At 69.1% G+C, this 25,053-nt stretch carries 22 protein-coding genes; 13 read left to right on the top strand and 9 right to left on the bottom strand.

Annotated elements, in window-relative coordinates; genetic code table 11:
• Window positions 1–51 precede the first annotated feature (51 nt).
• From HWX31_RS13615 to lnt, 3 genes are all read left to right on the top strand, one after another.
• Window positions 52–201, top strand: coding sequence for a hypothetical protein (locus HWX31_RS13615; RefSeq protein ID WP_174965616.1), 150 nt, complete (start codon window positions 52–54; stop codon window positions 199–201).
• Window positions 202–492: 291 nt separating this feature from the next.
• Window positions 493–1,380 carry an HlyC/CorC family transporter gene (locus HWX31_RS13610; protein ID WP_059612048.1) on the top strand — a complete coding sequence of 296 codons (888 nt, stop codon included), beginning with the start codon at window positions 493–495 and terminating at the stop codon, window positions 1,378–1,380.
• Between the two features lie 63 nt (window positions 1,381–1,443).
• Window positions 1,444–3,135 carry an apolipoprotein N-acyltransferase gene (lnt, locus tag HWX31_RS13605; RefSeq protein WP_174965617.1) on the top strand — a complete coding sequence of 564 codons (1,692 nt, stop codon included), beginning with the start codon at window positions 1,444–1,446 and terminating at the stop codon, window positions 3,133–3,135.
• A 43-nt stretch (window positions 3,136–3,178) separates the two neighbouring features.
• Here lnt and HWX31_RS13600 read toward each other — a convergent pair whose 3' ends face one another.
• Window positions 3,179–4,801 carry a tetratricopeptide repeat protein gene (locus HWX31_RS13600; protein WP_174965618.1) on the bottom strand — a complete coding sequence of 541 codons (1,623 nt, stop codon included), beginning with the start codon at window positions 4,799–4,801 and terminating at the stop codon, window positions 3,179–3,181.
• Between the two features lie 309 nt (window positions 4,802–5,110).
• Here HWX31_RS13600 and glyQ point away from each other — a divergent pair, with 309 nt between their 5' ends.
• From glyQ to HWX31_RS13575, 5 genes are read left to right on the top strand one after another with little or no spacing between them, the layout of a single operon-like run.
• On the top strand, window positions 5,111–6,115 hold the full coding sequence (gene glyQ, locus HWX31_RS13595; RefSeq protein ID WP_080424676.1) for a glycine--tRNA ligase subunit alpha: 1,005 nt from the start codon (window positions 5,111–5,113) through the stop codon (window positions 6,113–6,115).
• A 22-nt stretch (window positions 6,116–6,137) separates the two neighbouring features.
• The gene (glyS, locus tag HWX31_RS13590; protein ID WP_174965619.1) at window positions 6,138–8,237 is read left to right on the top strand and encodes a glycine--tRNA ligase subunit beta; all 2,100 of its coding nucleotides are present in this window, start codon (window positions 6,138–6,140) and stop codon (window positions 8,235–8,237) included.
• A gap of 10 nt (window positions 8,238–8,247) precedes the next feature.
• Window positions 8,248–8,811 carry a D-glycero-beta-D-manno-heptose 1,7-bisphosphate 7-phosphatase gene (gene gmhB, locus HWX31_RS13585; protein ID WP_010090739.1) on the top strand — a complete coding sequence of 188 codons (564 nt, stop codon included), beginning with the start codon at window positions 8,248–8,250 and terminating at the stop codon, window positions 8,809–8,811.
• Between the two features lie 43 nt (window positions 8,812–8,854).
• Complete coding sequence (locus HWX31_RS13580; RefSeq protein ID WP_174965620.1) at window positions 8,855–9,619, top strand: lysophospholipid acyltransferase family protein; 765 nt, start codon at window positions 8,855–8,857, stop codon at window positions 9,617–9,619.
• 49 nt (window positions 9,620–9,668) lie between these two features.
• A complete protein-coding gene (locus tag HWX31_RS13575) occupies window positions 9,669–10,550 on the top strand; it encodes a M48 family metallopeptidase (protein WP_174965621.1) in 882 nt (293 codons plus the stop codon).
• A gap of 89 nt (window positions 10,551–10,639) precedes the next feature.
• On the opposite strand, the gene gloA is transcribed toward HWX31_RS13575, so the two are convergent.
• Window positions 10,640–11,029 (bottom strand): lactoylglutathione lyase, encoded by a 390-nt coding sequence (gene gloA / locus HWX31_RS13570; protein ID WP_174965622.1) that lies wholly within the window; start codon window positions 11,027–11,029, stop codon window positions 10,640–10,642.
• Window positions 11,030–11,301: 272 nt separating this feature from the next.
• On the opposite strand from gloA, the gene HWX31_RS13565 reads away from it, so the two are divergent.
• Window positions 11,302–12,231: a DMT family transporter gene (locus tag HWX31_RS13565; RefSeq protein ID WP_174965623.1), complete on the top strand. Its 930-nt coding sequence runs from the start codon at window positions 11,302–11,304 to the stop codon at window positions 12,229–12,231.
• A gap of 64 nt (window positions 12,232–12,295) precedes the next feature.
• Here the strand turns inward: HWX31_RS13565 and rsmA are convergent, their stop codons facing one another.
• From rsmA to HWX31_RS13545, 4 genes are all read right to left on the bottom strand, one after another.
• The gene (rsmA, locus tag HWX31_RS13560) at window positions 12,296–13,123 is read right to left on the bottom strand and encodes a 16S rRNA (adenine(1518)-N(6)/adenine(1519)-N(6))-dimethyltransferase RsmA (protein ID WP_059713912.1); all 828 of its coding nucleotides are present in this window, start codon (window positions 13,121–13,123) and stop codon (window positions 12,296–12,298) included.
• Between the two features lie 34 nt (window positions 13,124–13,157).
• A complete protein-coding gene (pdxA, locus tag HWX31_RS13555) occupies window positions 13,158–14,162 on the bottom strand; it encodes a 4-hydroxythreonine-4-phosphate dehydrogenase PdxA (RefSeq protein ID WP_045567215.1) in 1,005 nt (334 codons plus the stop codon).
• 11 nt (window positions 14,163–14,173) lie between these two features.
• Window positions 14,174–15,532 (bottom strand): peptidylprolyl isomerase, encoded by a 1,359-nt coding sequence (locus tag HWX31_RS13550; RefSeq protein WP_174964587.1) that lies wholly within the window; start codon window positions 15,530–15,532, stop codon window positions 14,174–14,176.
• Between the two features lie 72 nt (window positions 15,533–15,604).
• Entirely contained in the window at window positions 15,605–17,971 is a 2,367-nt protein-coding gene (locus HWX31_RS13545) for an LPS-assembly protein LptD (RefSeq protein ID WP_174964588.1), read from the bottom strand.
• 214 nt (window positions 17,972–18,185) lie between these two features.
• Between HWX31_RS13545 and HWX31_RS13540 the strand changes: the two genes are divergently transcribed.
• Together HWX31_RS13540 and murU are read left to right on the top strand one after the other, a co-directional pair.
• Complete coding sequence (locus HWX31_RS13540; RefSeq protein ID WP_174964589.1) at window positions 18,186–19,220, top strand: aminoglycoside phosphotransferase family protein; 1,035 nt, start codon at window positions 18,186–18,188, stop codon at window positions 19,218–19,220.
• 2 nt (window positions 19,221–19,222) lie between these two features.
• The gene (murU, locus tag HWX31_RS13535; RefSeq protein ID WP_174964590.1) at window positions 19,223–19,942 is read left to right on the top strand and encodes an N-acetylmuramate alpha-1-phosphate uridylyltransferase MurU; all 720 of its coding nucleotides are present in this window, start codon (window positions 19,223–19,225) and stop codon (window positions 19,940–19,942) included.
• Between the two features lie 51 nt (window positions 19,943–19,993).
• On the opposite strand, the gene HWX31_RS13530 is transcribed toward murU, so the two are convergent.
• Window positions 19,994–21,865 carry an ABCB family ABC transporter ATP-binding protein/permease gene (locus tag HWX31_RS13530; RefSeq protein WP_174964591.1) on the bottom strand — a complete coding sequence of 624 codons (1,872 nt, stop codon included), beginning with the start codon at window positions 21,863–21,865 and terminating at the stop codon, window positions 19,994–19,996.
• A gap of 174 nt (window positions 21,866–22,039) precedes the next feature.
• Between HWX31_RS13530 and HWX31_RS13525 the strand changes: the two genes are divergently transcribed.
• Window positions 22,040–22,438 (top strand): acyl-CoA thioesterase, encoded by a 399-nt coding sequence (locus tag HWX31_RS13525; protein WP_059612076.1) that lies wholly within the window; start codon window positions 22,040–22,042, stop codon window positions 22,436–22,438.
• 44 nt (window positions 22,439–22,482) lie between these two features.
• On the opposite strand, the gene HWX31_RS13520 is transcribed toward HWX31_RS13525, so the two are convergent.
• Window positions 22,483–22,965 (bottom strand): nitrate reductase associated protein, encoded by a 483-nt coding sequence (locus HWX31_RS13520; protein ID WP_059636495.1) that lies wholly within the window; start codon window positions 22,963–22,965, stop codon window positions 22,483–22,485.
• Between the two features lie 122 nt (window positions 22,966–23,087).
• On the opposite strand from HWX31_RS13520, the gene fdhD reads away from it, so the two are divergent.
• On the top strand, window positions 23,088–23,912 hold the full coding sequence (fdhD, locus tag HWX31_RS13515; RefSeq protein WP_174964592.1) for a formate dehydrogenase accessory sulfurtransferase FdhD: 825 nt from the start codon (window positions 23,088–23,090) through the stop codon (window positions 23,910–23,912).
• On the opposite strand, the gene HWX31_RS13510 is transcribed toward fdhD, so the two are convergent.
• Window positions 23,897–25,051, bottom strand: a complete 1,155-nt coding sequence (locus HWX31_RS13510; protein ID WP_059713903.1) for a fatty acid desaturase — start codon at window positions 25,049–25,051, stop codon at window positions 23,897–23,899. The genes fdhD and HWX31_RS13510 overlap by 16 nt on opposite strands.
• Window positions 25,052–25,053 lie beyond the last annotated feature (2 nt).

Here is a 25,053-nt window from a genome sequence, read left to right as displayed (position 1 = left end):
GCACGGCGGCCTTCGCCCTCACCGCCCGTTCACCTTCGAAGGACGCCCGCCATGACCCCGCCCCGCTGGCCGCGCTGCAAAACCGTCGCACTGATCGTCGTCGCGAGCGTCGCGCTGTCCGGCTGCGGCATATTCGGCTGCGGCGGCGCCGCGACGAACGGCGGGGCAGGCGGCGGCTGCTCGGCCGGCATGCGGTTCTGAACCCGGTCGCCAGCCGCCCGGCGGCAAATCGTCGCACTCCACCCGTCACCGAAAAAAACACCCGACCGGCCGGTCTGCCCGGAATTTCGTCCGACGCTGCCCCGCCGCGCCTTTCTGAGATAGGATGGAAACGACAGGACGGCGTGGCGCCGAGCCCGCCTGTCCCCGAGCGGGGCTTGCGCGGCTGCCCGCCCCGGCCGAATGGCCTGGGTGACACGGTCGCGCCTTGCCCGTGGTGTATCCTTGCCATTTCCGTGACAGCGCGCCCCGACGTGAACCGGGCGCACCACCATGAACGATTCGTATCCCAGTCGAAAGTCCAACGACAAACCGCATGAAAAGCGCTCGCTGCTCGAGCGCCTGACCGACTTCATCTCGCCCGAGCCCGAATCCCGCGGCGAGTTGCTCGAAATCCTCCAGGACGCCCACGAACGCAACCTGATCGACGCCGATTCGCTGTCGATGATCGAGGGCGTGTTCCAGGTGTCCGACCTGTGCGCCCGCGACATCATGGTGCCGCGCGCGCAGATGGACGCGATCAACATCGCCGACAAGCCCGAGGATTTCATCCCGTTCGTCCTCGAAAAGGCCCACTCGCGCTACCCCGTCTACGAGGAGAACCGCGACAACGTGATCGGCGTGCTGCTCGCGAAGGATCTGCTGCGCTTCTACGCGGAAGAGGAATTCGACGTGCGCGGAATGCTGCGTCCGGTCGTGTTCATCCCGGAATCGAAGCGCCTGAACGTGCTGCTGCACGACTTCCGGGTCAACCGCAACCACCTCGCGATCGTCGTCGACGAATACGGCGGCGTCGCGGGCCTGATCACGATCGAGGACGTGCTCGAGCAGATCGTCGGCGACATCGAGGACGAATACGATTTCGACGAGGAAGCCGGCAACATCATCGCCGGCCCGGACGGCCGCTACCGCGTGCGCGCGCTGACGGAAATCGAGCAGTTCAACGAGGCGTTCGGCACCGATTTCCCCGACGAGGAAGTCGATACGATCGGCGGCCTGATCACGCACCATTTCGGGCGCGTCCCGCACCGCGGCGAGAAGCTGCAGCTCGGCAACCTCGTGTTCGAGATCCAGCGCGGCGACGCGCGCCAGGTCCACGTGCTGCTGGTGCGCCGCAGTCCGCTCGCGAGCCGCCGCGCCGAGACGTCGCACGAAGACTGACCATCCTGACCGCCGCGCCCCGCGCGGCGTCTCCACCAACCGCTTCGCCCTCCCTCGAATCGCATGGACGATCCGATCCCGTCCCGCCCGGCAGGCGGCCTCCTCGCGCCGGCGCCCGGCCGCACGCTGCCGCGCTGGCACTACCCCGCCGCGCTGCTCGCCGGCGCGGCCAATACGCTGACCTTCGCGCCGACCCCGCACGGCGGCTGGCTGCAGCTCCTGGTATTCGTCTGGTTTTTCGCGCAGCTCACGCGCACCGCGAGCTGGAAGAGCGCGGCGCTGACGGGCGGCGCGTTCGGCTTCGGCAACTTCATCTCCGGCATCTGGTGGCTCTTCATCAGCATGCACGTGTACGGCGAGATGGCCGCGCCGCTCGCCGGCGCCGCGCTGTTGCTGTTCACGCTGTTCCTGTCGCTGTATCCGGCGTTCTCGGCCGGGCTGTGGTCGTTCTGCGCGGGCCACGCGTGGCACCGCCGCGAACCGGACCCGCGGCCGTTCTCGCCGACCTGGCACGGCGCGTTCGCGTTCGCGAGCGCGTGGGCGCTCGGCGAATGGCTGCGCGGCACCGTCTTCACCGGCTTTCCGTGGCTCGCGAGCGGCTATCCGCAGGTCGACGGCCCGTTCGCGGGGTTCGCGGCGATCGTCGGCGTGTACGGGATCGGCTGGCTGCTCGCGCTGTTCGCCGCGCTGGCCGTGCAGGCGCTCGCCGCCGCCCGTCGGCCCCCCGCGCGGCAGGCGGGCAACGGCGGCGACCGGCGCGTGCGCATCGCGGCGCCGGCCGGCGTCGCGCTCGCGCTCGTCTCGGCCGGCGTCGCGCTGTCGCAGGCGACGTGGACCGTGCCCGCGAACGCGCCGCTCACGGTCCGGCTGCTGCAGGGCAACGTGAAGCAGGACATCAAGTTCGAACAGGCGGGCATCGACGCGGCGATCAAGATGTACACGCAAATGATCACCGACCAGCCCGCCGACCTGATCGTCACGCCCGAGACGGCGATCGCGGTGATGATCCAGGAATTGCCCGAGCCGTTCGCGCGCGCGGTGCGCACGTTCAGCGACAGCACGGGCTCCGCGGTGCTGTTCGGCGCGGTCGGCGCGTCGGTCACCGACGACGGGCGCTACGTCGACTACACGAACAGCCTGTACGGCGTGACGCCGAATTCGCGCGACATCTATCACTACGACAAGCACCACCTCGTGCCCTTCGGCGAATTCATCCCGTGGGGCTTCCGCTGGTTCGTCGACCTGATGAAGATGCCGCTCGGCGATTTCGCGCGCGGCGCGCCGGTGCAGAAGCCGTTCCTCGTGCGCAACCAGCCGGTGATGGCCGACATCTGCTACGAGGACATCTTCGGCGAGGAGATCGCCGCCACCATTCGCGACAACCCGCAGCCGCCCGGCGTGCTCGTCAACGTGACGAACCTCGCGTGGTTCGGCGACACGATCGCGCTCGACCAGCACCTGCAGATCGCGCGAATGCGCGCGCTCGAGACCGGCCGGCCGATGCTGCGTGCGACCAACACGGGCATGACGGCCGCGATCGACGCGCGCGGCCGCGTGCTCGGCCAGCTCAAGCCGTTCACGATCGGCTCGCTCGACGTGCGCATCGAAGGCACGAGCGGCTTCACGCCCTATGTGCGGAGCGGCAACGCCGCCGTGCTCGCGGTGTCGTTCGTGCTGCTCGCGTTCGGGTTCACGTTCGGGCCGGGGCTGCGGCGGCGCAACGGCGTGGCTGCCCGCCGCGACGAAGAGGCATGACGCGGCGGGCAGCCACGCCGGCTGTCACGGCAGGTTGCGCGCGTCAGCCACCGGCCAGACGCCGCAAATCCGCTGCAACCTCTTCCATCACCGGCTCCCACTGCCCGAACGCCGGCTGCCGGTACAGCGTCGCGCTCGGATACCACGGGCTGTCGCGCCGCTCGAGCAGCCACGGCCAGTGCGGATTCACGTCGAGCAGCACCCAGGTCGGCGCGCCGAGCGCGCCGGCCAGATGTGCGACCGACGTACACACGGTAATGACGAGATCCAGCGCGCCGATGAATGCGGCCGTGTCGTCGAAGCTCTGCAGCTCGGCAGTGTGATCGGCGATCGGCAGACCGGCCGCGCGCGCGGCGGCGCAGTCGGCCGCCGCGCCCGGCTGCAGCGAATAGAACGCGACGCCGTCGATCCCGCGCAATGCGTCCACGTAGCGCTCGATCCCGACCCTTCGGAACGGATTGCGCTGGTGCCCCGCGCTGCCGGTCCACACGAGCCCCACCTTCGGCCGTGTTTCACCCGCGAGGCGCGCGCGCCACGCATCGCGTGCGCGCGCGTCGGCCCGCAGGTACGGCACCGACGCCGCCAGCGTCGCGTCGCCCGTGCCGAGCATCAGCGGCAGGCTGATCAGCGGCACCTCGTAGTCGAACGGCGGCAGCGCGTCGACGCCGCCGCCCGCGCCGAACACGTCCGCATGCGCGCCGAGGCTGCGCTGCATCAGCGCGCCCATCTGCGGAAACGTGTTCCATGCCAGCCGCCCGCCTTCGCGATGCACGCGCTCGGCAAGCGGCGCGATGAAACGGCAGAACTGCAGCACGTCGCCCATCCCCTGCTCGCCCCACACGAGCAGCGTCTTGCCGGCGAGCGGCTCGCCCCGCCAGCGTGGCCCGGGCAGCGCCGGCAGGCGGCCGCGCAATTCGCCGGAGCCGTCCCAGCGCGCTTCGTGCTCGCGCCAGCCCGCCGCGTAATCGCCGCGCACGAGATGGACGATCGCGAGATTGAAGCGGTGCGACGCGTCGCCCGGCGCGAGCTCGCACGCGCGCGCGGCATGGCGCTCGGCGTCGTCCCAGCGCTGCGCTTCCTTCATCGCCATCGCGACGTTGTTCATCGCGAGCGCGTTGTCCGGCGCGAGCACGACGAGCCGCTCCGCGCACGCGAGCGCCCCCGTCAGGTCCTGCGCGGCGAGACGCACGGTGACGAGGTTGATCCAGGCCTGCACGTCGTGCGGATCGAAAGTCACCGCCTCCTCGAGCAGCGCGGCCTCCTCCGCGCGATCGCCGCCCGACAGCCGCAGCGCGATCGCGAGGTTGTTGCGCAGCGACGGCAGGTCGGGCTCGGTCGCGAGTGCCGCGCGGTAAGGCGCGACCGCCTCGGCGTGGCGGCCGGCCATCTGCAGCGCGTAGCCGAGATTGAAGCGGGCGGCCGCATTCGGATGCAGACGCGCGCCCAGGTCGGCCAGCGCGATCGCGTCCGCCGTGCGCTGCCGCGCGACGAGCGCCGCGGTGAGGCTCGCGAGCGAAGCCGGGTCGGCCCCGTGCAGGTGGGCGGCAGCGGCAAGCCAGAGATCGTGCGCGGCGCGGTCGCCGCGCGCCTGCGCGTCGGCGGCCCGCCCGAGCAGCGCGGTGAACGGCGGCAGCAGCGGAATGAGGAAATCGGTCGAGTCGTCCATGCGATCGGATACGGTGAGCTGCGCGGCCGCCCTTCGGCCGCGCGACGCGGAATACGCGCATCTTAACGTCCGCGCGCGGCGCCGGGACGCCAGCCGACGCACCCGCGCGATCCGGCCGACGCGACGCGCGCCGGGCCGCCGTCCGGGCCTCGGCGCCCCCCTCGTCGCCGTTCCGGCCGCATCGCCTCGCCGATCCGGTAAAATTGCGCGTTTCAGCACACTAACAAGCCGCGCCGCCGCGCGAGCCGCCCCCGGGTTCCCGCCCGGGACGCCGCCCGCAACGGAGCGCCAGCGCCACGAAGGCTCTTCATGCTTACGTTTCAGCAAATCATCCTGACCCTGCAGTCCTACTGGGACAAGCAGGGTTGCGCTCTGCTCCAGCCCATCGACATGGAAGTCGGCGCGGGCACGTCGCATGTCCACACGTTCCTGCGCGCGGTCGGCCCCGAGCCGTGGCGCGCCGCGTACGTGCAGCCGTCGCGCCGCCCGAAGGACGGCCGCTACGGCGAGAACCCGAACCGCCTGCAGCACTACTACCAGTACCAGGTCGTGCTCAAGCCGGCGCCGGAAAACATCCTCGACCTGTACCTCGGCTCGCTCGAAGCGCTCGGCTTCGACCTGAAGCAGAACGACGTGCGCTTCGTCGAGGACGACTGGGAGAACCCGACGCTCGGCGCGTGGGGCCTCGGCTGGGAAGTGTGGCTGAACGGGATGGAAGTCACGCAGTTCACGTATTTCCAGGAAGTCGGCGGCCTCGAATGCAAGCCGGTGCTCGGCGAGATCACGTACGGCCTCGAGCGCCTCGCGATGTACCTGCAGAAGGTCGAGAACGTGTACGACCTCGTATGGACCGAATGGGAAGAGCAAGGCCCGAACGGCCCCGAACTGCGCCGCCTGTCGTACGGCGACGTCTACCACCAGAACGAGGTCGAGCAGTCGACCTACAACTTCGAGCACGCGAACGTCGACCTGCTGTTCACCTTCTTCAACAGCTACGAAGCGGAAGCGAAGAAGATGATCGACGCGCAGCTCGCGCTGCCCGCGTACGAACTCGTGCTGAAGGCCGGCCACACGTTCAACCTGCTCGATGCGCGCGGCGCGATCTCGGTGACCGAGCGCGCGGCGTACATCGGCCGCATCCGCGCACTGTCGCGCCTCGTCGCGCAGGCCTACTACGACTCGCGCGAGAAGCTCGGCTTCCCGATGCTCGGCAACCCGCCGGGCGTGCCGGGCCTCACCACCGACGCCCAGGAAGCCGCGCAGCCGGCATGGGTGCCGCCGCTCAAGGTCGAACGCAAGATCGATCAGGACTGACGAGACGAGATTTCTTCACATCATGACGCACAATCATCCCGCCCCCCTGCTCGTCGAACTGCTGACCGAAGAGCTGCCGCCGAAGGCCCTCGCGCGCCTCGGCGATGCATTCGCCGAAGGTCTCGCGCAACGCCTCTCGGCGCGCGACCTCGTCGAAGGCGAACTCGTGTTCGAACGCTACGCCACGCCGCGCCGCCTCGCCGTCGTCGTGCAGAACGTGCGCGCCGTCGCGCCTGAAAAACAGGTCCGCGAAAAGGTCCTGCCCGTGTCGGTCGCACTCGACGCCGAAGGCAAGCCGACGGCCCCGCTCGCGAAGAAGCTCGCGGCGCTCGGCCACCCGAACCTGTCGATCGCCGATCTCGAACGCGCGCAGGACGGCAAGGCCGAAGCGTTCTTCGTCAACTATTCGGCTGCCGGCGCGACGCTCGCCGACGGCCTGCAGGCCGCGCTCGACGAAACGCTCGCGAAGCTGCCGATCCCGAAGTTCATGACCTACCAGCGCCCGGACGGCACCGACGTGAAGTTCGTGCGCCCGGTGCATCGGCTGACGGTGCTGCACGACGATCGCATCGTGCCCGTCACCGCGTTCGGCATCGATGCCGGCGACACCACGCTCGGCCACCGCTTCCTGTCCGACGGCCTCGTCGCGATCCAGCATGCGCACGCCTACGCCGACACGCTGCGCGACAAGGGCCGCGTGATCGCGCACTTTGCCGATCGCCGCGAAACGATCCGCACGCAGCTGAACGAACACGCGAACGGCGACACGGTCGTGATGCCCGAAGCGCTGCTCGACGAAGTCACGTCGCTGGTCGAATGGCCGGTCGTCTATCCGTGCCGCTTCGAGGACGAATTCCTGCAGGTGCCGCAGGAATGCCTGATCCTTACGATGCAGACCAACCAGAAGTATTTCGCGCTGACCGACATCGCCGGCAAGCTGCGCTCGCGCTTCCTGATCGTGTCGAACATCGAGACGAAGACGCCGGGCGAGATCATCGAAGGCAACGAGCGCGTCGTGCGCCCGCGCCTCGCCGACGCGAAGTTCTTCTTCGAGCAGGACAAGAAGAAGACGCTCGCCGACCGCGTGCCGCTGCTCGCGAACGTCGTCTATCACAACAAGCTCGGCACGACGCTCGCGCGCGTCGAGCGCCTCGAGGCGCTGGCCGGCGAAATCGCGCCGGCGATCGGCGCCGACGCGGCGCATGCGAAGCGCGCCGCGCGACTGGCGAAGGCCGACCTGCTGACCGACATGGTCGGCGAGTTCCCCGAGCTGCAGGGCACGATGGGCACGTACTACGCCCGCCACGACGGCGAGCCGGACGACGTCGCTGTCGCGTGCACCGAGCACTACCAGCCGCGCTTCTCCGGCGACGCGCTGCCGACGACGCCCGTGTCGACCGCGGTCGCGCTCGCCGACAAGCTCGAGACGATCGTCGGCATCTGGGGCATCGGCCTCGCGCCGACCGGCGAGAAGGATCCGTTCGCGCTGCGCCGCCACGCGCTCGGCGTGCTGCGCTTGCTGCTCGAGAAGCAGCTGCCGCTCGATCTCGTGTCGCTGCTGCGCCTCGCGCATGCGCGCTTCGCGACCGTGCCGGACGTCGCCGAATCGACCGATGCGATCCTCGCGTTCTTCATGGACCGCCTGCGCGGCCTGCTGCGCGAGCGCGGCTACACGGCGGGCGAAGTCGACGCGGTGCTGAGCCTGAACCCGACCCGCCTCGACGACATCGTCGCGCGCCTCGACGCGGTGCGCGAATTCACGCGCCTCGCGGAAGCCGAAGCGCTGGCCGCCGCGAACAAGCGGATCTCGAACATCCTGAAGAAGTCGGAAAGCGGCGCGAACGGCGCGGTGCAGCCGACGCTGTTCGTCGAAGCGGCCGAGAAGGCGCTGCACGAGCAGCTCGCGGCCGTGACGCCGCGCGTGCAGTCGCAGCTCGAGGCGCGTGCGTACACGGGCGCGCTGTCGGCGCTCGCCGCGCTGCGCGCGCCGGTCGACGCGTTCTTCGACGGCGTGATGGTCAACGCCGACGATCCCGCGCTGCGTGCGAACCGCCTCGCGCTGCTGTCCGCGCTGCACCAGCAGATGAACTGCGTCGCAGACATCTCGAAGCTTGCCGCATAAGGGCTGCACGATGCCGACCAGTCCCACCAGGAAGCTCGTCGTCCTCGACCGGGACGGCGTGATCAACGTCGATTCGGATGCGTTCGTCAAGACGCCCGACGAGTGGATCCCGCTGCCCGGCAGCCTCGAGGCGATCGCGCGGCTCAACCACGCGGGGTATCGCGTGGTCGTCGCGACCAACCAGTCCGGCATCGGCCGCGGCCTGTTCGACATGGCGACGCTCAACGCGATGCATCTGAAGATGCATCGCGCGGCGGCGGCGGTCGGCGCGCGCATCGACGCGGTGTTCTTCTGCCCGCACACGGCGGAAGACCACTGCGACTGCCGCAAGCCGAAGCCCGGCATGATGCAGATGATCGCCGACCGTTTCGAGATCGATCCGGACCATACGCCGGTGGTCGGCGATTCGCTGCGCGACCTGCAGGCCGGCGTCGCGCTCGGCTTCCAGCCGCATCTCGTGCTGACCGGCAAGGGCAAGAAGACGCTTGCCGCGGGCAACCTGCCGCCCGGCACGAAGGTCCACGACGACCTGCGCGCATTCGCGCTCGATTTCCTTTCAGACGAACACGAGTGATGCGGCCGCCGCGCGCATCCTCCCTTACGCCAGACACACGCCGATGCGCTTTGTCCGCTCCCTGCTGCTGCTGATCTACTTCATCCTGTACACGGTGCCGTACGCGACCGCGTGCTTCATCGCGTTCCCGTTCCTGCGCCCCGACGCGCGCTACTGGATGGCGGCCGGCTGGTGCAAGTCCACACTGTGGGTCGTGCGCTGGCTGAACGGCATCCGCTACCGGATCGAAGGGATGGAGAACCTGCCCGACGGCGCGGCCGTGCTGCTGTCGAAGCACCAGTCCGCATGGGAAACGCTCGCGTTTCCGGCGCTGATGCCGAAGCCGCTCTGCTACGTGTTCAAGCGCGAGCTGCTGTACGTGCCGTTCTTCGGCTGGGCGCTCGGCATGCTGCACATGGTTCACATCAACCGCAAGGAAGGCAAGAACGCGTTCGGCTCGGTGATCAGCCAGGGCAAGAAGCGGCTCGCGGAAGGCGCGTGGGTGATCATGTTCCCCGAAGGCACGCGCACGCCGGTCGGCAAGCAGGGCAAGTACAAGACGGGCGGCGCGCGCTTCGCGATCGAGACCGGCGCGCCGGTCGTGCCGATCGCGCACAACGCGGGCAATGTGTGGCCGCGCAATTCGTTCACGAAATTCCCGGGCGTCGTCACGGTGTCGATCGGCAAGCCGATCGAATCGGCCGGCCTCACGCCCGACGTATTGAACTCGCAGGTCGAAGCGTGGATCGAAGCGGAAATGCGCCGCATCGACCCGGACGCCTACCGCGCGCCGGGCAGTGCCGAAAAGCGCAATGCCGCGCAAGTCTGATTCACCCGGGCCGGATCCGTTGTTGCGTACTACAAGACGAAGCGAATTGATGAAGAAGCGTCCGCGGCCACGACCCGCCGTCGTGGCCCTCGATCATCGCCAGCTGGATCTGCCGCTCTTCGACGGGCCGGCCGCCGCGCCGTCCGCGCCCGCCGCGCAGCAGACGCCGCCCGAAGCGCCGCCCGCAGCGGCGCCCGATCCCGCACCCGACCGTTCGCGCGTGCGCACGTTCGCGCTCGACAGCCGCACGCTCGAATACCGGCTGAAGCGCTCCGCGCGCCGCACGATCGGCTTCACGATCGACGGCAGCGGGCTGACGATCACCGCGCCGCGCTGGGTCACGCTTGCGGATATCGAAGCGGCGATCACCGAAAAGCAGCGCTGGATCTTCGCGAAACTCGCGGAATGGAAGACGCGCACCGAGCAACGCGCGCTGCCGCAGATCGACTGGCGCGATGGCGCGCAGCTTCCGTATCTGGGCAAATCGGTGACGGTCGCGCTCGCGTCCGATGCCGGCGCGGTCGCGTTCGACGGCGATGCGCTGCGGTTGCCGCTGCCCGCGCACGCCGATGCGCAGCAGATCAAGGACCGCGTGCAGGGCTGGCTGCAGGGCGAGGCGAAGCGGATCTTCGGCGAACGGCTCGCGTTCTACGCGGACAAGCTCGGCGTCACGTATTCGATGTATGCGCTGTCGTCGGCCGCGACGCGCTGGGGCAGCTGCTCGAGCGACGGCAAGATTCGCCTGAACTGGCGGCTGATCCATTTTCCGATGTCGATCATCGACTACGTCGTCGCGCACGAGCTGTCGCATCTGCGCGAGATGAACCACAGCCCGCGCTTCTGGCAGACCGTCGAGTCGATCTTCCCGGAATTCCGCGAAGCGCGGCACACGCTCAAGCATCATCCGCCGGAGCTGCTGCCGTCGCTGTAAAAAAACGAACGGGCGGTGCGGAAATCCCCGCACCGCCCGTTTTGCATCGCGACGCGCATGGCGCGCGCCGCGAGCCGCTCATCCGGCGCTCAGTGCGCCTTCTTCTGGATGAACTCGATCTTGTAGCCGTCCGGATCCTCGACGAACGCGATCACGGTCGTGCCGTGCTTCATCGGGCCCGCTTCGCGCGTGACCTTGCCGCCTTGCGCCTTGATCTGCTCGCAGGCCTTGTACGCATCGTCGACTTCCAGCGCCAGGTGGCCGAAACCCGTGCCGAGGTCGTAGGACGGGGTATCCCAGTTGTGGGTCAGCTCGATCACCGTGCCCTTGCTTTCCTCTTCGTAGCCGACGAACGCGAGCGTGAACTTGCCTTCCGGATAATCGTGGCGGCGCAGCAGCTTCATGCCGAGCAATTCGGTATAGAACTTGATCGAGCGGTCGAGATCGCCGACTCGCAGCATCGTGTGCAGTAAACGCATTTCTTGTACTCCGTGGGGACTTGCCTGAACGGCAGACTCTACCAGAGTCGGGGGGATTTCGTTGGGGGCGCCTAGCTGGGAGCGCCTAGCTGGGGGCGCCTAGCCGGACGCCCGCGGCAGCACACGCCACACCGATCGGGTAACATCGTCGCAGCTCGCCCCACGCACCGCCTGTCCACCTTAGCCAACCACCAGACCGCCGTGCACCGCCACCGATTCGAGCGCGCCGTACGCGCCAGCCGTCCGCCCTCCCGTTCCGGCGAGGCCCGCCGATGAGCACGCTCGCCGCCGCCCCCGCGCGCCGCGCGCCCGACACGCGCGCAGTCGGCCTGATGCTGCTGCTGTGCGCGATCTGGGGTTTCCAGCAGGTCGCGATCAAGAGCACCAACGCCGCGATCCCGCCGATGTTCCAGGCCGGCCTGCGCTCGCTGATCGCCGCGCTGCTGCTGTTGGGCTGGGCGCGTGCACGCGGCACGCCGCTGTTTCGCGCGGACCGCACGTTCGTCCCCGGGCTCGCGGCCGGCGCGCTGTTCGCCGGCGAATTCATCTGCGTGTTCTTCGGCCTGACGCTGACGAGCGCGTCGCACATGGCGATCTTCCTGTACACGGCGCCGTGCTTCACCGCGCTCGGCCTGCACCTGTTTACGCCGGGCGAGCGCCTGCAGCGCACCCAGTGGCTCGGCGTCGGCCTGGCGTTCGCCGGCATCGCGCTCGCGTTCGCCGACGGCTTCCTGAAACCGCTCGCACCCGGCGCATCGGTGCTCGCCGGGCTTGCCGGCGACGCGCTCGGGATTCTCGGCGGCGCGATGTGGGCGGCGACGACGGTCGTCGTGCGCTCGACGTCGCTCGCGCATGCGAGCGCGAGCAAGACGCTGTTCTACCAGCTCACGGTGTCGGCCGCGATGCTGCTCGCGCTGGCCGCGCTGCTCGGCCAGGCCACGTTCGCGCACGTCACGCCCGTCGCGGTCGCGAGCCTCGCGTACCAGTCGGTGATCGTCGCGTTCGTCAGCTATCTGTCCTGGTTCTGGCTGCTGACGCGCTACATCGCGTCGCGGCTGTCGGTGTTCACGTTCCTGTCGCCGCTGTTCGGCGTTGCGTTCGGGGTGCTGTTGCTCGGCGAATCGGTCGGCTGGCGCTTCATGTCGGCCGCCGCGCTCGTGCTGGCCGGCATCGGCCTCGTCAACGCGCCCGCGCGCAATTGAAAAAGGCTGCCGTCCAGACAGCCTCGAAGATCGGCGCGCGTGTCCGGCGTCAGCGCCGCCCGCGTCACCCGGCCTTGCGCGCCGCCGCAAGCGCCTGCGCAACGCCGACGTACTCGGCCACGCTCACATCTTCGGCGCGGCGCGCGAGATCGAAGCCGAGCGCGTCGAAATCGACCGTCTCGCGATAGTCGCCGAGCGTGTTGCGCAGCATCTTGCGGCGCTGCGAGAACGCCGCCGTCACGACCTCGCCGAGCAGCACCGGATCGACGTCCGGCAGTTCGTGCGGCTCGTACGGAATCATCCGCACGATCGCCGAATCCACCTTCGGCGGCGGCTGAAACGACTCCGGCGGCACGTCCATCATCTTGTCCATCACGTAGCGGTACTGCAGCATCACGGACAGGCGCGAAAACGCCTTCGTGCCCGGCTCGGCGACCATCCGCTCGACGACCTCGTTCTGCAGCATGAAATGCTGGTCGACGACCACGTCGGCGAACGTCATCAGGTGGAACAGCAGCGGGCTGGAAATGTTGTACGGCAGATTGCCGACGATGCGCAGCGACGGCTTGTCGCCGGCCGCCGCGAGCGAGCGGAAGTCGAACGCGAGCGCGTCGCCCGCATGCAGTTCGAGCAGCGGGCCGAAGCGCTGCGTCAGCCGGGCGATCAGGTCGCGGTCGAGCTCGACCGCATGCAGCGGCGACTCGGGCGTCGCGAGGCGCGCGATCAGCGGCTCGGTCAGCGCGCCGAGGCCCGGGCCGATCTCGACCATCCGCTGGCCGCGCGCCGGACCGATCGTCGCGACGATCGAGTCGATCACGCCGTGATCGACGAGGAAGTTCTGCCCGAAGCGCTTGCGCGCGAAATGGCCCTGGTGCTGTCTGCTGTTCGACATCGACTATAAAAAACGAAAAACGCGAGGAATGAGGTCAGGCTGCGTCAGGCCGGGCTGCGCGGCGGTGACGCGCCATCGTGACGGCGGTATCGAGCGCGGCGATCATGCTGCCCGGATCGGCACGGCCGGTGCCGGCGAGGTCGAGCGCCGTGCCGTGATCGACCGACGTGCGGACGATCGGCAGGCCGAGCGTGACGTTGATCCCCTCGCCGAACGTCGCGTACTTGAGCACCGGCAGGCCCTGGTCGTGAAACATCGCGAGCACGCAGTCCGCATCGGCGAGGTAGCGCGGCTGGAACAGCGTGTCGGCCGGATACGGGCCGCGCGCGTCGATGCCCTGCGCCTTCACGCGCGCGAGCGCGGGCTCGATCACGTCGATCTCTTCGCGGCCGAGATAGCCGTTCTCGCCCGCGTGCGGGTTGAGCCCCGTGACGAGGATGCGCGGCGCGGCGAGACCGAAGTCGCGCCGCAGGTCGTGGTCGACGATCGTCAGCGTCTCGACCAGCCCGTCGATCGTCAGCGCGGCGGACACGTCCTTCAACGGCAGGTGCGTCGTCGCGAGCGCGACGCGCAGCGGCTTGTCGCCCGTGCCCGCCAGCATCATCACGACGCGCGGCGTGCCGGTGCGCTCCGCCAGGTATTCGGTGTGGCCGGTGAACGGAACGCCGGCATCGTTGATCGTGCTTTTCTGCAGCGGCGCGGTGACGATCGCGTCGTATTCGCGCGCGAGCGCGCCGTCGATCGCCGCGTCGAGCAGCGCAAGCACGTAGCGGCCGTTGGCCGCATCCAGCTCGCCCGCGCGCGCGGGCGCGGCGAGCGGGCGGTGCGCGACGGCAACCTGCCCCGCCGCGACGAGCGCCGCCCAGTCCACGCCGACCGCCGCGGCGCGCGCGGCGACCAGCGCCGCGTCGCCGAGCACCGTGAAGCGCGCGTCGGGCCAGCGCTCGCCGGCGTCGCGCAGCGCCTGCGCGGTCAGCTCCGGACCGACGCCCGCGGGCTCGCCGGTCGTGATCGCGATATGCAGCGCGGGCGTCGTCATCGGCGGCTCGCTCAGTTCGCCGCGCCGAAGTCGCCGAGCTTGAACTGCACGTACGACGAATCGCGCAGCTCGCGCAGCCAGTCGGCATACGCCTGTTCGGCCTTGCGCTGGCCGATCGCCTGGCGCGCGATGTCCATCTGCTGCTGCACCGAGCCTTCCGATTCGCGGCGTTCGAGCACCTCGATCAGGTGGTAGCCGTACTCGGTGCGCACCGGGATGCTGACCTGGCCGTCCTGCAGGTTGTTCATCGCGCGCTCGAACTCGGGCACCGTCTCGCCCGGGCTGATCCAGCCCAGGTCGCCGCCCTGCGACGCCGAGCCGTCCTGCGAATAGGTGCGCGCGAACTTCGCGAAATCGCCGCCGGCCTCGACCTGCTTGCGGATGTCGATCAGTTGCTGGCGCGCCTGGCCTTCGGACTTGCCTTCGCCGACGCGCAGCAGGATATGGCGCACGTGCGTCTGCACGATCTTCGGCGCGGCGGCCGACGCGCCCTGGCTCTGGCGGCGGTCGACGAGACGCACGATCTCGAAGCCGTCCGGCACGCGGATCAGCGCCGGGTTGACCTGGCCCGGGCGCAGCTGCGACGCGGCCGCGACGACGTCGGCCGGCAGCGAGCCGGGGGACTTGAAGCCGAGGTCGCCGCCCTTCTTCGCGTCGTTCGCTTCCGAATTGTTCTTCGCGAGGCGCTCGAAATCCGCGCCCGACTGCGCCTGCTTCAGCAGCGCGTCGGCCTTCTTCTGCGCGGCCTCGATGTCGGCCTGCGGCGCACTGGTCGGCGCTTTCACGAAGATGTGCTGGAAGCGCAGGTCCTGCTGCTGCGACGCGCTCGGCCCGCGCTGGCTCGCGATGTAGCTCGCGACCTCGGCGTCCGACACGGTGATCTTGCTGTCGACCTCGCGCTCGCGCAGCTTCGACAGCATCAGCTCGGTGCGCGCGTCGCCCGTGAAGACGCTCCACGGCACGCCTTGCGCCTCGATTCGCGCACGATACTGGTCGAGCGTCATGCCGTTCGCCTGCGCGAGTCGCTGCAGCGTCGACTGCACGGCTGCGTCGTCGATCCGGATCCCGTCGTCCTTGGCCTTCTGCACCTGGATGCGTTCGAGCACCATCTGGTTCAGCACCTGCGCGCGCATCTGGTCGAGCGGCGGCACCGGCGCGTTCTGCTGCTTCAGGCGGCGCGAGATCAGGCCGACGCGCTGGTCGAGCTCACGGCCCGTGATCACGTCGTTGTTGACGACCGCGACGACTTCGTCGGTGAGCTGTGCGCCATGCGAGCCGAGCGCCTGCGCCGCAGCCGGCGCGGCGACGAGCAGCGCGGCGGACGCGGCGAGGCTGGAGACGACTGCCGCGAAGCGAAGGGTTTTCTTCATTGCCACTGATACTCCATTGAAATCGTGCTGGTCCGGCGCCGGCGCCTTCGGCCGCTTGCGGGCGCCCCGGCGTTAGTCGTAATTGCTGAAGCGGGACAGCGGCGGCGGCGCGGGCGGCAGCGGCGTATAGCCCTGCACCCCGGCGCGGAACGCGCTCACGAGGCCGTTGTCGATGGTCGACAGCCCCTTGAGCGTGAGCTGCGCCATGATCCGCGACGACGTATTCCGCTGCTGCAACGACGAATCCACGCCGTTCGTGAACCGCTGGATACCGACCCCGAGCGCCCAGCAATCCGCGTCGTATTGTAAGCCGACCACGCTGTCGATCATCCGCTTGCCGGCGAAGTCGTAGTTGAAGCGGCCGACCGCGTACAGGCGACGGGTCAGCGGCCACTGCCCGGACACCAGGAACTGGTTGATCGGCCGGCCGTCCAGCGTCGCGGTCGCCCGCGTGTAGCGGTAGCCGACGTTGATCACCTTGCGCACCTCGGGGCTGTACGCGAAACCGATGCTCGACTTCGTGAGCTGGTTGTTGTTCTGGTTGTACTGGAACGCCGTTTCCGACGCGAAGCCGGCGCCCAGCTTGATCGCGGCGCCCGCGATCAGGTCCGAGTGCCGCGCCTGCGCGGCCGCCTGCGTCGGGGTGAGCGTCACGCGCTGGTCGGCGAAATAGTACTGCTGCGCGACCACGAAGCGCGCGCGCTCGTCGCCGGTGCGCGGATCGATGAAGCGCGACGTCAGCCCGGCCGTCAGGCGGTTCGCGTCGGCAACCCGGTCGTTGCCGACGAACGTGTTCGGCTGGTAGATCTCGGCGAGGCCGAAGTCCGATTCCGCGGTGTCGAACAGCGGCGCGCTCGACTGGTTGCGGTACGGCGTGTACACGTAGTAGAGGCGCGGCTCCAGCGTCTGGATGAAATCCTGGCCGAACAGGCGCACCGAGCGGTCGAAGATCAGGCCCGTGTCGAAGCTCACGGTCGGGATCGATTCGGTGAAGCGCTTCGGATTGTTCGGCGTGCTCGTCGACAGGTAGCCCAGGTCGTACGACGCGAAGTGGTACTGGACCTTCGGCACCGCGAAATAGCCCGGGCCGTAGACCCCGTACGCGATGTACGGGTTGAAGACGATCCGGTCGCCCTGGGTCGCGTCGGCCGTCGTGATGCGAAAGCGCGAATAGTCGGCTTCCGCGCCGAAGTCGAAGCCGCCGACGTTGTACTTCGCGTACTTCACGTTCAACTGCGGCTCGCGGCTGTACGGCGAAATCGACGGCGGCAGCGTCTGCCAGTGCTGGTAGCGCGCGAGCACCGACCACGGGCCGTTGTTGTACGTCAGGCCGGCCTCCTGCTGGTACAGCATCTGCGTGCCGTTGACGAACTGGTTCGAGCCCGACCCGAGGTTTTCGGGATACTGGTTGTCCGAGACCTTGTTGTAGTAGACGTAGCCGCCGAAGCCGCTGCCGAAGTTCTGCTGGTGCTGCCAGAAGATCGCGTAGCGGTTGCGGTGCGCGAGCCGGTCGTCCGGCAGGAACTCGCCGGTGAACACGCCCGAATAGCTCGTCGACAGATAGCGGAACGTCGCCTGCGTCTGCACCCCGCGCTTCGCGAGAATCCGCGGCGTGAGCGTCAGGTCGCGGTTCGGCGCGATGTTGAAGTAGTACGGCAGCGACAGCTCGAACCCGTTGTCCGAGCTCGACGTGAACGTCGGCGGCAGCAGGCCGCTGCGCCGGTCGCCCGACAGCGGGAACGTCATCCACGGGCTCGCGAAGATCGGCACGCCCTGGAAGAACAGCACGCTGTTGCGGGCCGTGCCCTCGTCGGCGCCGGTGTCGAAGTCGAACCGGCTGCCCTTGATGTACCACGCGGGATGCGCCGCGCACTGGCACGCGGTGTAGGTGCCGTTGACGAACACCGAGCGCTCGGCGTCGAGCATGTCGACGCGCTCCGCGCTGCCCGACCCGCCCGTCGCGTTGAAGTGGTACTTCGGCGCGGTCATGAAGCCCTGGTTCGACTCGACCTTCACGTGCGCCTCGGGGCCGGCGAACGACGTGCCGCCGTTGACCACCTTGACCTGGCCGTACGCATCGGCCATGTCGGTATCCTGATCGTAGTGGAGCGCGTCGGCCTTCACGGCCGCATTGCCGCGGCGCAGCTCGGCCGAGCCTTTCGCGGCGAGGTCCTGGTCGGCCGTGCCGCTCGTGTGGTCGGCGATCACGAAGGTGGCAGGCTTCGCCCCTTCCTTCAACGGATGATCCTCGAGCTGGGGCGCGAGACGCAGATCCCACGGCGAATCGAGCGGCTGCGGCTGCGCGGCCGCGCCCGTCAGCTGCGCGTGCGACACCGCCGGCACGAGGCCCGGCACGGCCAGGAGCGCGAGCGCGAGCCGCCGTTTGCGCGGCGCCCCGTCACCGGGGGAAACAATCGGGAATAGCGGTTTGGGCGGCATCTATCGTTTGGCGAATCGCCCCTCGTCAACCCGTACGGCCGCGCATCGCGGCCCGCGCAATCGAACCGTGACTGCGGCTGAGCGCAAACCAGGGGAGGCGATCGGGCGAACGGCGCGACAGGCAGCAGGCCTGCACGGCGGATGCTGACGCGGGGCGCGTCAAAAAAGTCGTGGGGTATTATATGGCAAGACGTTCCCCCCTCCTCCGAGTTTCATGACGCCCCCATCCGACGATTCCCGCCTCGACGCGCTCACCGCCTGGCTGCACCCGCTCGCCGCGCGCCACGCCCTCGATCTCGCCACCCTCGCGCCCGCATCCACGGACGCGGGCTTTCGCCGCTACTTCCGCGTCGCGTCGTCCGCGAGCCCCGGCGGCTCGCTGATCGCCGTCGACGCGCCGCCGCCCGAGAAGTGCCGCGAGTTCGTCCAGGTCGCGCAGATGCTCGCCGCCGCGGGCGTTCACGCGCCGCAGGTGCTCGAGCACGATTTCGACGACGGCTTCATGCTCGTGACGGACCTCGGCCGGACGTCGTACCTCTCGGTGCTCGACCCGGCCGCGCCGCTCGCCGCGCGGCCGCTGATGCGCGCCGCGCTCGACGCGCTGATCCGCTTCCAGCTGAGCTCCGCGCCCGGCGTGCTGCCGGCGTTCGACGACGCGTTCCTGCGCCGCGAAATGGAACTGATGCCCGAGTGGTACGTCGGCCGGCACCTCGACAAGACGGTCACCGACGCGATGCGCGGCACGCTCGAGCGCACCTTCGCGCTGCTGATCGCGAGCGCCCGCGCGCAGCCGCAGGGTTTCATGCTGCGCGATTTCATGCCGCGCAACCTGATGGTCTGCGAGCCGAATCCCGGCGTGCTCGACTTCCAGGACGCGGTCGTTGGGCCGCTGACCTACGACGTCGTGTCGCTGCTGCGCGACGCGTTCATCAGCTGGGACGAGGAATTCGAGCTCGACTGCTTCGCGTATTACTGGGAGAAGGCGAAGAAGGCCGGCCTGCCGGTCGATCCGGACTTCGGCGAGTTCTACCGCCAGCTCGAATGGATCGGCCTGCAGCGGCACATCAAGATCCTCGGCCTGTTCGCGCGCCTCAACTATCGCGACGGCAAGCCGCAGTACCTCGCCGACCTGCCGCGCTTCCTGGCATACGCGCGCAAGGTCGCGCTGCGCTACCGCCCGCTCGCACCGTTCGCGAAGCTGCTCGACGAGCTCGAAGGCGCCACCCCCGACGTCGGCTATACGTTCTGAAGATGAGCCCATCCCTCACCACGGCGATGATCTTCGCCGCCGGGCGCGGCGAACGGATGCGCCCGCTCACCGACACCTGCCCGAAACCGCTGCTCGAGGCGGGCGGCAAGCCGCTGATCGTCTGGCAGATCGAGCGGCTCGCGCAGGCGGGCATCGAATCGATCGTGATCAATCACGCGTGGCTCGGCGCGCAGATCGAAGCCGCGCTCGGCGACGGTTCGCGCTGGGGCGTGCGGCTCGCGTACTCGGCCGAGAGCGACGCGCTCGAAACCGCTGGCGGCATCGCGCAGGCGCTGCCGCTGCTCGAACGTGACGCCCGGCCGACGGTGTTCGTCGCGGTCAGCGGCGACGTGTTCTGCGAATTCGACTACCGCACGCTCACCGTGCGCGCGGCGCAGATGGCCGCGCTCGACACGCCCGCGATGCATCTGGTGATGGTGCCGAACCCGCCGTTTCATCCGGCGGGCGATTTCGCGCTCGACACCGACGGCCGGCTGTCGCTCGACGGCGCCCGGCGTTTCACGTTCGGCAACATCGGCCTGTACGACACGCGGATGTTCGCCGACCTCGCGCCCGGCACGCGGCGCGCGCTGACGCCGTACTACCGCGCGGCGATCGAGGCCGGCCGCGCGAGCGGCGAGCTGTACGAAGGGATCTGGGAAAACGTCGGCACGCCCGCGCAGCTCGGCGCGCTCGACATGCGGCTGCGCGGCGCGCGCTGACCGCGAACGGGCCGGGCGGGGCCATTGCGCCGCCCATGCCGCCCGAGCCGCTCAGACCTCCTCGGCCTCCTCCCCGCCCGCCGCCGCGCGCTGCTGCTGCAGCGCCCACATCTGCGCATACAGCCCGTCCGCGCGCACCAGCTCGTCGTGCGTGCCGCGCTCGACGATCCGCCCGTGATCCATCACGAGGATCTGCTGCGCGTGCACGACCGTCGACAGCCGGTGCGCGATCACGAGCGTCGTGCGATGCCGCGCGATCTGCTCGAGCTCGTGCTGGATCGCGCGCTCCGAACGCGAGTCGAGCGCCGACGTCGCCTCGTCGAACAGCAGGATCGGCGGGCTCTTCAGCAGCGTGCGCGCGATCGCGACGCGCTGCTTCTCGCCGCCCGACAGCTTGAGCCCGCGCTCGCCGACCGGCGTGTCATAGCCCTTCGGCAGGCTTTCGACGAAGTCGTGGATGTGCGCGGCGCGCGCGGCCGCGATCACCTCGTCGCGGGTCGCGGTCGGCCGGCCGTACGCGATGTTGTAGTAGATCGAATCGTTGAACAGCACGGTGTCCTGCGGCACGATGCCGATCGACGCGCGCAGCGAATCCTGCGTGACGTCGCGGATGTCCTGCCCGTCGATGCGGATCGCGCCGCCCGCCTGCCGGTCGAGATCGTAGAAGCGGAACAGCAGGCGCGACAGCGTCGACTTGCCCGAGCCGCTGTGGCCGACCACCGCGGTCGTCGTGCCGGCGTCGATCGTAAACGTCACGTCGTGCAGGATCGGCCGCGCCGGCTCGTACGCGAAGCTCACGTGCTCGAAGCGCACCTGCGCGCCGGCCACCGCGAGCGGCGCCGCATCGGGCGCGTCCGCAACCTCCTTCGCCGCGGCCAGCAGCCCGAACATCCGGTCCATGTCGGTGAGGCTCTGCTTCAGCTCGCGGTAGACGACCCCGAGGAAGTTCAGCGGAATGTACAGCTGCAGCATGAACGTGTTGATCAGCACGAGATCGCCGAGCGTCAGCTTGCCGGCGAGCACGCCCTGCGTCGCGCGCCACAGGATGAACACGAGCCCGGTGCCGATGATCGCCTGCTGGCCGAAGTTGAGCAGCGACAGCGAGTTCTGCGAACGGATCGCGGCCTTGCGGTAGCGCTTCAGGTTCTCGTCGTAGCGCTGCGCTTCCCATGCCTCGTTGCCGAAATACTTGACCGTCTCGTAGTTGATCAGCGAATCGATCGCGCGAGAATTCGCGCGCGAGTCGAGCTCGTTCATCGTGCGGCGGAAATGCGTGCGCCAGTTGGTGACCTTCACGGTGAACACGATGTACGCGACCAGCGCGGCGAACGTCACGTACGCGTAGTACGCGTCGTACTTGACGACGAGGAAGCCGAGCACGAGGCCGACCTCGACGAGCGTCGGCAGGATGCTGTACAGCGAATACGAAATGAGCTGCTGGATGCCGCGCGTGCCGCGTTCGATGTCGCGCGACATGCCGCCCGTCTGGCGTTCGAGGTGAAACCGCAGCGACAGCCCGTGCAGATGCCGGAACACCTGCAGCGCGAGCCGCCGCACCGCGCTTTCGGTCACTTTCGAGAACAGGATTTCGCGCAGCTCGGTGAACAGCGACGTCGACAGCCGCACGAGCGCATACGCGACGACGAGCAGCCCGACGCCGCCCGCGAGCACGATCCCGGCCGACTGTTCGGCGCGGCCGAGCGCGGTCAGCTGCTGCACCGCGGCGAGATGGTCGACGATGCGTTTCATCACGACCGGCACGCCGAGGTTCGCGACCTTCGCGCCGATCAGGCAGCCGAGCGCGAGCGCGACGCGCCACTTGTAGGTCGTCAGGTACGGCAGCAGCGAACGGATGGTCTGCCAGTCGTTGCGGGGCCCGGTGTGAAGCGGCGCGGGCTCGCCGGAAGCGGGAAATCGGCGCATGGGGGACGGGGAGCTCGGCAGTGCGGGCCGTGCTCGTCGGCCGCCGGCTCGCCCGCTTTCTCGTACAATTTGCGAACGTTGTATTGTCGCAGAAGCCGGTTCGCGCCGCTGTCGGCGGTCTCGCCGGCCGCGCGCGCGGGCCGGTGCGTTTTATTACAGGATGAAAGCATCGCCATGACCGACTCCCCGCTCGCCCTCCCGCAACACCAGCCCGCGTTGCGCGTCGTCCCGCAGCCGTCCGACGCCAATGTCCACGGCGACGTGTTCGGCGGCTGGATCATGTCGCAGGTCGACATCGCCGGCTCGATCCCCGCGAGCCAGCGCGCGAACGGCCGGGTCGCGACCGTCGCGGTCAATTCGTTCGTGTTCAAGCAGCCGGTGTTCGTCGGCGACCTGCTGAGCTTCTATGCGACCGTCACGCGCACCGGCAACACGTCGGTCACGGTCGACGTCGTGGTCTATGCGCAGCGCATGCGCCTCGCGGGCGAAATCGTGAAGGTGACCGAAGCGACGCTCACCTACGTCGCGACCGGCCCGGACCGCAAGCCGCGACCGCTGCCGCCGCTCGAATGAGCGTGCCGCGCGCCGGCGCGGCATGACACGCCTCGGTCGCCGCGTCAGTGCGCGGTCGTCAGCCCGAACTCCCGCATCGCCGGCAGAAAATCGTGGTTCAGCTTCGGCTTGCGGGACAGCTTCACCAGCACGTAGCGCTGGAACGGCGCGAGCCGCTGCCATTGCACGACGTCCGGCGCCGGCAGTCCCGCCAGCGCGCTCTGCTGCACCAGCGCGTCCGGCACCCGCTCGGTGCCGCGCCAGGCCGGCTGCTCGTCCGGCTGGAACCAGCTCGGCTCGAGATCGGCGTGCGTGCGCAGCATCTCGAACAGCGCGTGGTCGAAATTGGGCTCGATCGCGGTATCGTCGTCCGCCGGAAAGCGGGCGAGCAGCTTGCGGTCCTCGAGCGGCAGCAATTGCCACTGCTCGAGCGAGATCCGCAAGCCGAAGCGGTCGAGATTGAAGCGCACGATCATCGGGATGTACGTGAAATTTTCCGATGAATCGCGTTCGAAATTGAAAAGCAACGGTACGTCGCTAAGTCCCATGGCATTACCCGAAGTGGCGGATGCCGGCGCGGCCGGCCTGCCTGAGGTATTTTAGAACCTCTGCGCACGAACGGCGGACGCGATCGTCCGGCCCCGCGCCAGTCAACCGAACGGGAGTCTCAGTGAATCCGACCGAATCCGCCGAGCCACGCGGCGCGATCGAGCTGTCCGTGCGCCGCACGCGCGGCGGCGCCGCCGAAACGGCGCTCGACCACGTCGGCCAGGAGTGGCCGGTCGCGCTCGTCTTCAACGGCATTTCGCACGCGGTGATGATGTGCACGCCGCGCGACCTCGAGGCGTTCGCGGTCGGCTTCGCGATTTCGGAAGGGATCGTCGCGCGCGGCAGCGACATCAAGGACATCGAGGTGATCCTGCACGCCGATGCACCGCTGCCGCACGCCGAAGTTCACCTGGAAGTCGTGCAGCAGGCGTTCGCCGCGCTGAAGGACAAGCGCCGCGCGCTCGCCGGGCGCACCGGCTGCGGCGTCTGCGGGATCGAGAGCATCGACCTGCTCGACCTGGCGCCGGAACGCGTGCCCGATACCGGCTTTCTCGCGCGCCTCGCGCCCGATGCGCTCGCGCGCGCCGCCGGCGAACTGCCGGCCCATCAGGCGCTGACGCGGCTGACAGGCGGCCTGCACGCGGCCGCGTGGTGCGACGCAACAGGCGCGATCCGGATGGCGTTCGAGGATGTCGGCCGCCACAACGCGCTCGACAAGCTGATCGGCTCGCTGGTGCTCGCGCGCACCGACGCGACCGACGGCTTCGTGTTCCTGTCGAGCCGCGCGAGCTACGAGCTGGTGCGCAAGGCGGCGCGTGTCGGCATTCCGATGGTCGCGACGATCTCCGCGCCGTCGTCGCTCGCGATCGCGATTGCGCGGCAGGCCGGCTTGCGGCTCGTCAGCTTCTGCCGCGAGACCGGCTACGTGGATTACGACACGGCGTGAGGGCGCGCGCCGGCCGCCGCGTCCGCCGGCTCCGGCACGGCGGCCGGCGGCAGCGGCTCCTGCGCCGGCTCGCTCGTCAGGTTGCCGACGTAGTCGGTCCAGAGCTTGCGGTCGGTGTCGTAGAGCTTGCAGCGGCGGGCCGTGTCGAAATACCAGCGCCAGCTGAAGCGCTGCACGACGATGCGCCCGGGCAGCATGTCCTCCAGCTTCGCCTGCGCCGGCTTGAGCCGGTACAGCGGCACGCTCATGTCGACGTGGTGGGCCGTGTGCTCCATGATGTGGTGCAGCAGGCCGCCGATGCCGAACGGGAACGTCAGGTGCAGCGTGGTCGACACGAACGGCGCGGCGTTCGACCATTCGGCCCGGTTCGCATGCCACGCGATGCGCGGATCGGTATGGTGAACGTAGACGACGAACCCGATCATCGAGCACCAGAACAGGAACGGCACGAGCACGCCGGTCGCGAGCAGCAGCGCGACGGGCTGCTGCGTCGCCAGCGCGACCCACACGACGGCGGCGATCCACACGGCCGCGAAGCCGGTCACCAGCAGGCAGTCGCGGCTGAACACGGGCCGCGACGCGCCGATATAGCGCTTGGTCGGGAAATACATCCGCAGCCACCAGATCTCGACGAAATAGTAGAGCCCCGGCGCCCAGCCGCTTCGATAGATGCGGTCCAGCAGCCGGCGCGTCGGCGACAGCGCCGCGTATTCGGCCGGCGTATGCGGCGCCCACACGAAATCGAAGCCCTTCAGGTTCGTGTAGCCGTGGTGCACGACGTTGTGGCCGACTTCCCACAGGCTGTACGGCGTCAGCGACGGCAGGAACGCGATGCGGCCGAGCCAGCGGTTCAGCCGGCGGTTGGGCGTCAGGCTCTGGTGGCACGCATCGTGCCCGATGATGAAAAGCCGCCCGGTGATGAAGCCGGCCGCCATCCCGCAGACGACCTTGCCGACGATCGACGGGATCAGGAGCGCGCCCGCGAACGCCGCGAACAGCAGCAGGTAGTCGAGCACGAGCAGGATGATCGGGCGCACGATCTCGCGCGCGGCGAACGGCACGAGCCACGAGCGGATGACCTTGCGATGCGGCATCGGCGCGTCGGCGCGAACGGGAGTCTGGGAATCGTTATTGACCATGA

Origin of the sequence: Burkholderia ubonensis (assembly GCF_902833085.1) — a bacterium.
In the GTDB taxonomy this organism is placed as follows: domain Bacteria; phylum Pseudomonadota; class Gammaproteobacteria; order Burkholderiales; family Burkholderiaceae; genus Burkholderia; species Burkholderia ubonensis.
This window is presented reverse-complemented; position numbering and strand designations above follow the sequence as displayed.

What these genes read in the sequence shown, in the direction of transcription:
- HWX31_RS13565 (WP_174965623.1), top strand. Translation starts at nt 11,302, where the DNA reads ATGAGCACGCTCGCCGCCGCCCCCGCGCGCCGCGCGCCCGACACGCGC.
- lnt (WP_174965617.1), top strand. Translation starts at nt 1,444, where the DNA reads ATGGACGATCCGATCCCGTCCCGCCCGGCAGGCGGCCTCCTCGCGCCG.
- HWX31_RS13520 (WP_059636495.1), bottom strand. Translation starts at nt 22,965, where the DNA reads ATGGGACTTAGCGACGTACCGTTGCTTTTCAATTTCGAACGCGATTCA.
- HWX31_RS13525 (WP_059612076.1), top strand. Translation starts at nt 22,040, where the DNA reads ATGACCGACTCCCCGCTCGCCCTCCCGCAACACCAGCCCGCGTTGCGC.
- HWX31_RS13575 (WP_174965621.1), top strand. Translation starts at nt 9,669, where the DNA reads ATGAAGAAGCGTCCGCGGCCACGACCCGCCGTCGTGGCCCTCGATCAT.
- HWX31_RS13550 (WP_174964587.1), bottom strand. Translation starts at nt 15,532, where the DNA reads ATGAAGAAAACCCTTCGCTTCGCGGCAGTCGTCTCCAGCCTCGCCGCG.
- pdxA (WP_045567215.1), bottom strand. Translation starts at nt 14,162, where the DNA reads ATGACGACGCCCGCGCTGCATATCGCGATCACGACCGGCGAGCCCGCG.
- HWX31_RS13510 (WP_059713903.1), bottom strand. Translation starts at nt 25,051, where the DNA reads ATGGTCAATAACGATTCCCAGACTCCCGTTCGCGCCGACGCGCCGATG.
- gmhB (WP_010090739.1), top strand. Translation starts at nt 8,248, where the DNA reads ATGCCGACCAGTCCCACCAGGAAGCTCGTCGTCCTCGACCGGGACGGC.
- murU (WP_174964590.1), top strand. Translation starts at nt 19,223, where the DNA reads ATGAGCCCATCCCTCACCACGGCGATGATCTTCGCCGCCGGGCGCGGC.
- HWX31_RS13540 (WP_174964589.1), top strand. Translation starts at nt 18,186, where the DNA reads ATGACGCCCCCATCCGACGATTCCCGCCTCGACGCGCTCACCGCCTGG.
- HWX31_RS13580 (WP_174965620.1), top strand. Translation starts at nt 8,855, where the DNA reads ATGCGCTTTGTCCGCTCCCTGCTGCTGCTGATCTACTTCATCCTGTAC.
- glyQ (WP_080424676.1), top strand. Translation starts at nt 5,111, where the DNA reads ATGCTTACGTTTCAGCAAATCATCCTGACCCTGCAGTCCTACTGGGAC.
- glyS (WP_174965619.1), top strand. Translation starts at nt 6,138, where the DNA reads ATGACGCACAATCATCCCGCCCCCCTGCTCGTCGAACTGCTGACCGAA.
- HWX31_RS13545 (WP_174964588.1), bottom strand. Translation starts at nt 17,971, where the DNA reads ATGCCGCCCAAACCGCTATTCCCGATTGTTTCCCCCGGTGACGGGGCG.
- rsmA (WP_059713912.1), bottom strand. Translation starts at nt 13,123, where the DNA reads ATGTCGAACAGCAGACAGCACCAGGGCCATTTCGCGCGCAAGCGCTTC.
- HWX31_RS13615 (WP_174965616.1), top strand. Translation starts at nt 52, where the DNA reads ATGACCCCGCCCCGCTGGCCGCGCTGCAAAACCGTCGCACTGATCGTC.
- HWX31_RS13530 (WP_174964591.1), bottom strand. Translation starts at nt 21,865, where the DNA reads ATGCGCCGATTTCCCGCTTCCGGCGAGCCCGCGCCGCTTCACACCGGG.
- HWX31_RS13610 (WP_059612048.1), top strand. Translation starts at nt 493, where the DNA reads ATGAACGATTCGTATCCCAGTCGAAAGTCCAACGACAAACCGCATGAA.
- HWX31_RS13600 (WP_174965618.1), bottom strand. Translation starts at nt 4,801, where the DNA reads ATGGACGACTCGACCGATTTCCTCATTCCGCTGCTGCCGCCGTTCACC.
- gloA (WP_174965622.1), bottom strand. Translation starts at nt 11,029, where the DNA reads ATGCGTTTACTGCACACGATGCTGCGAGTCGGCGATCTCGACCGCTCG.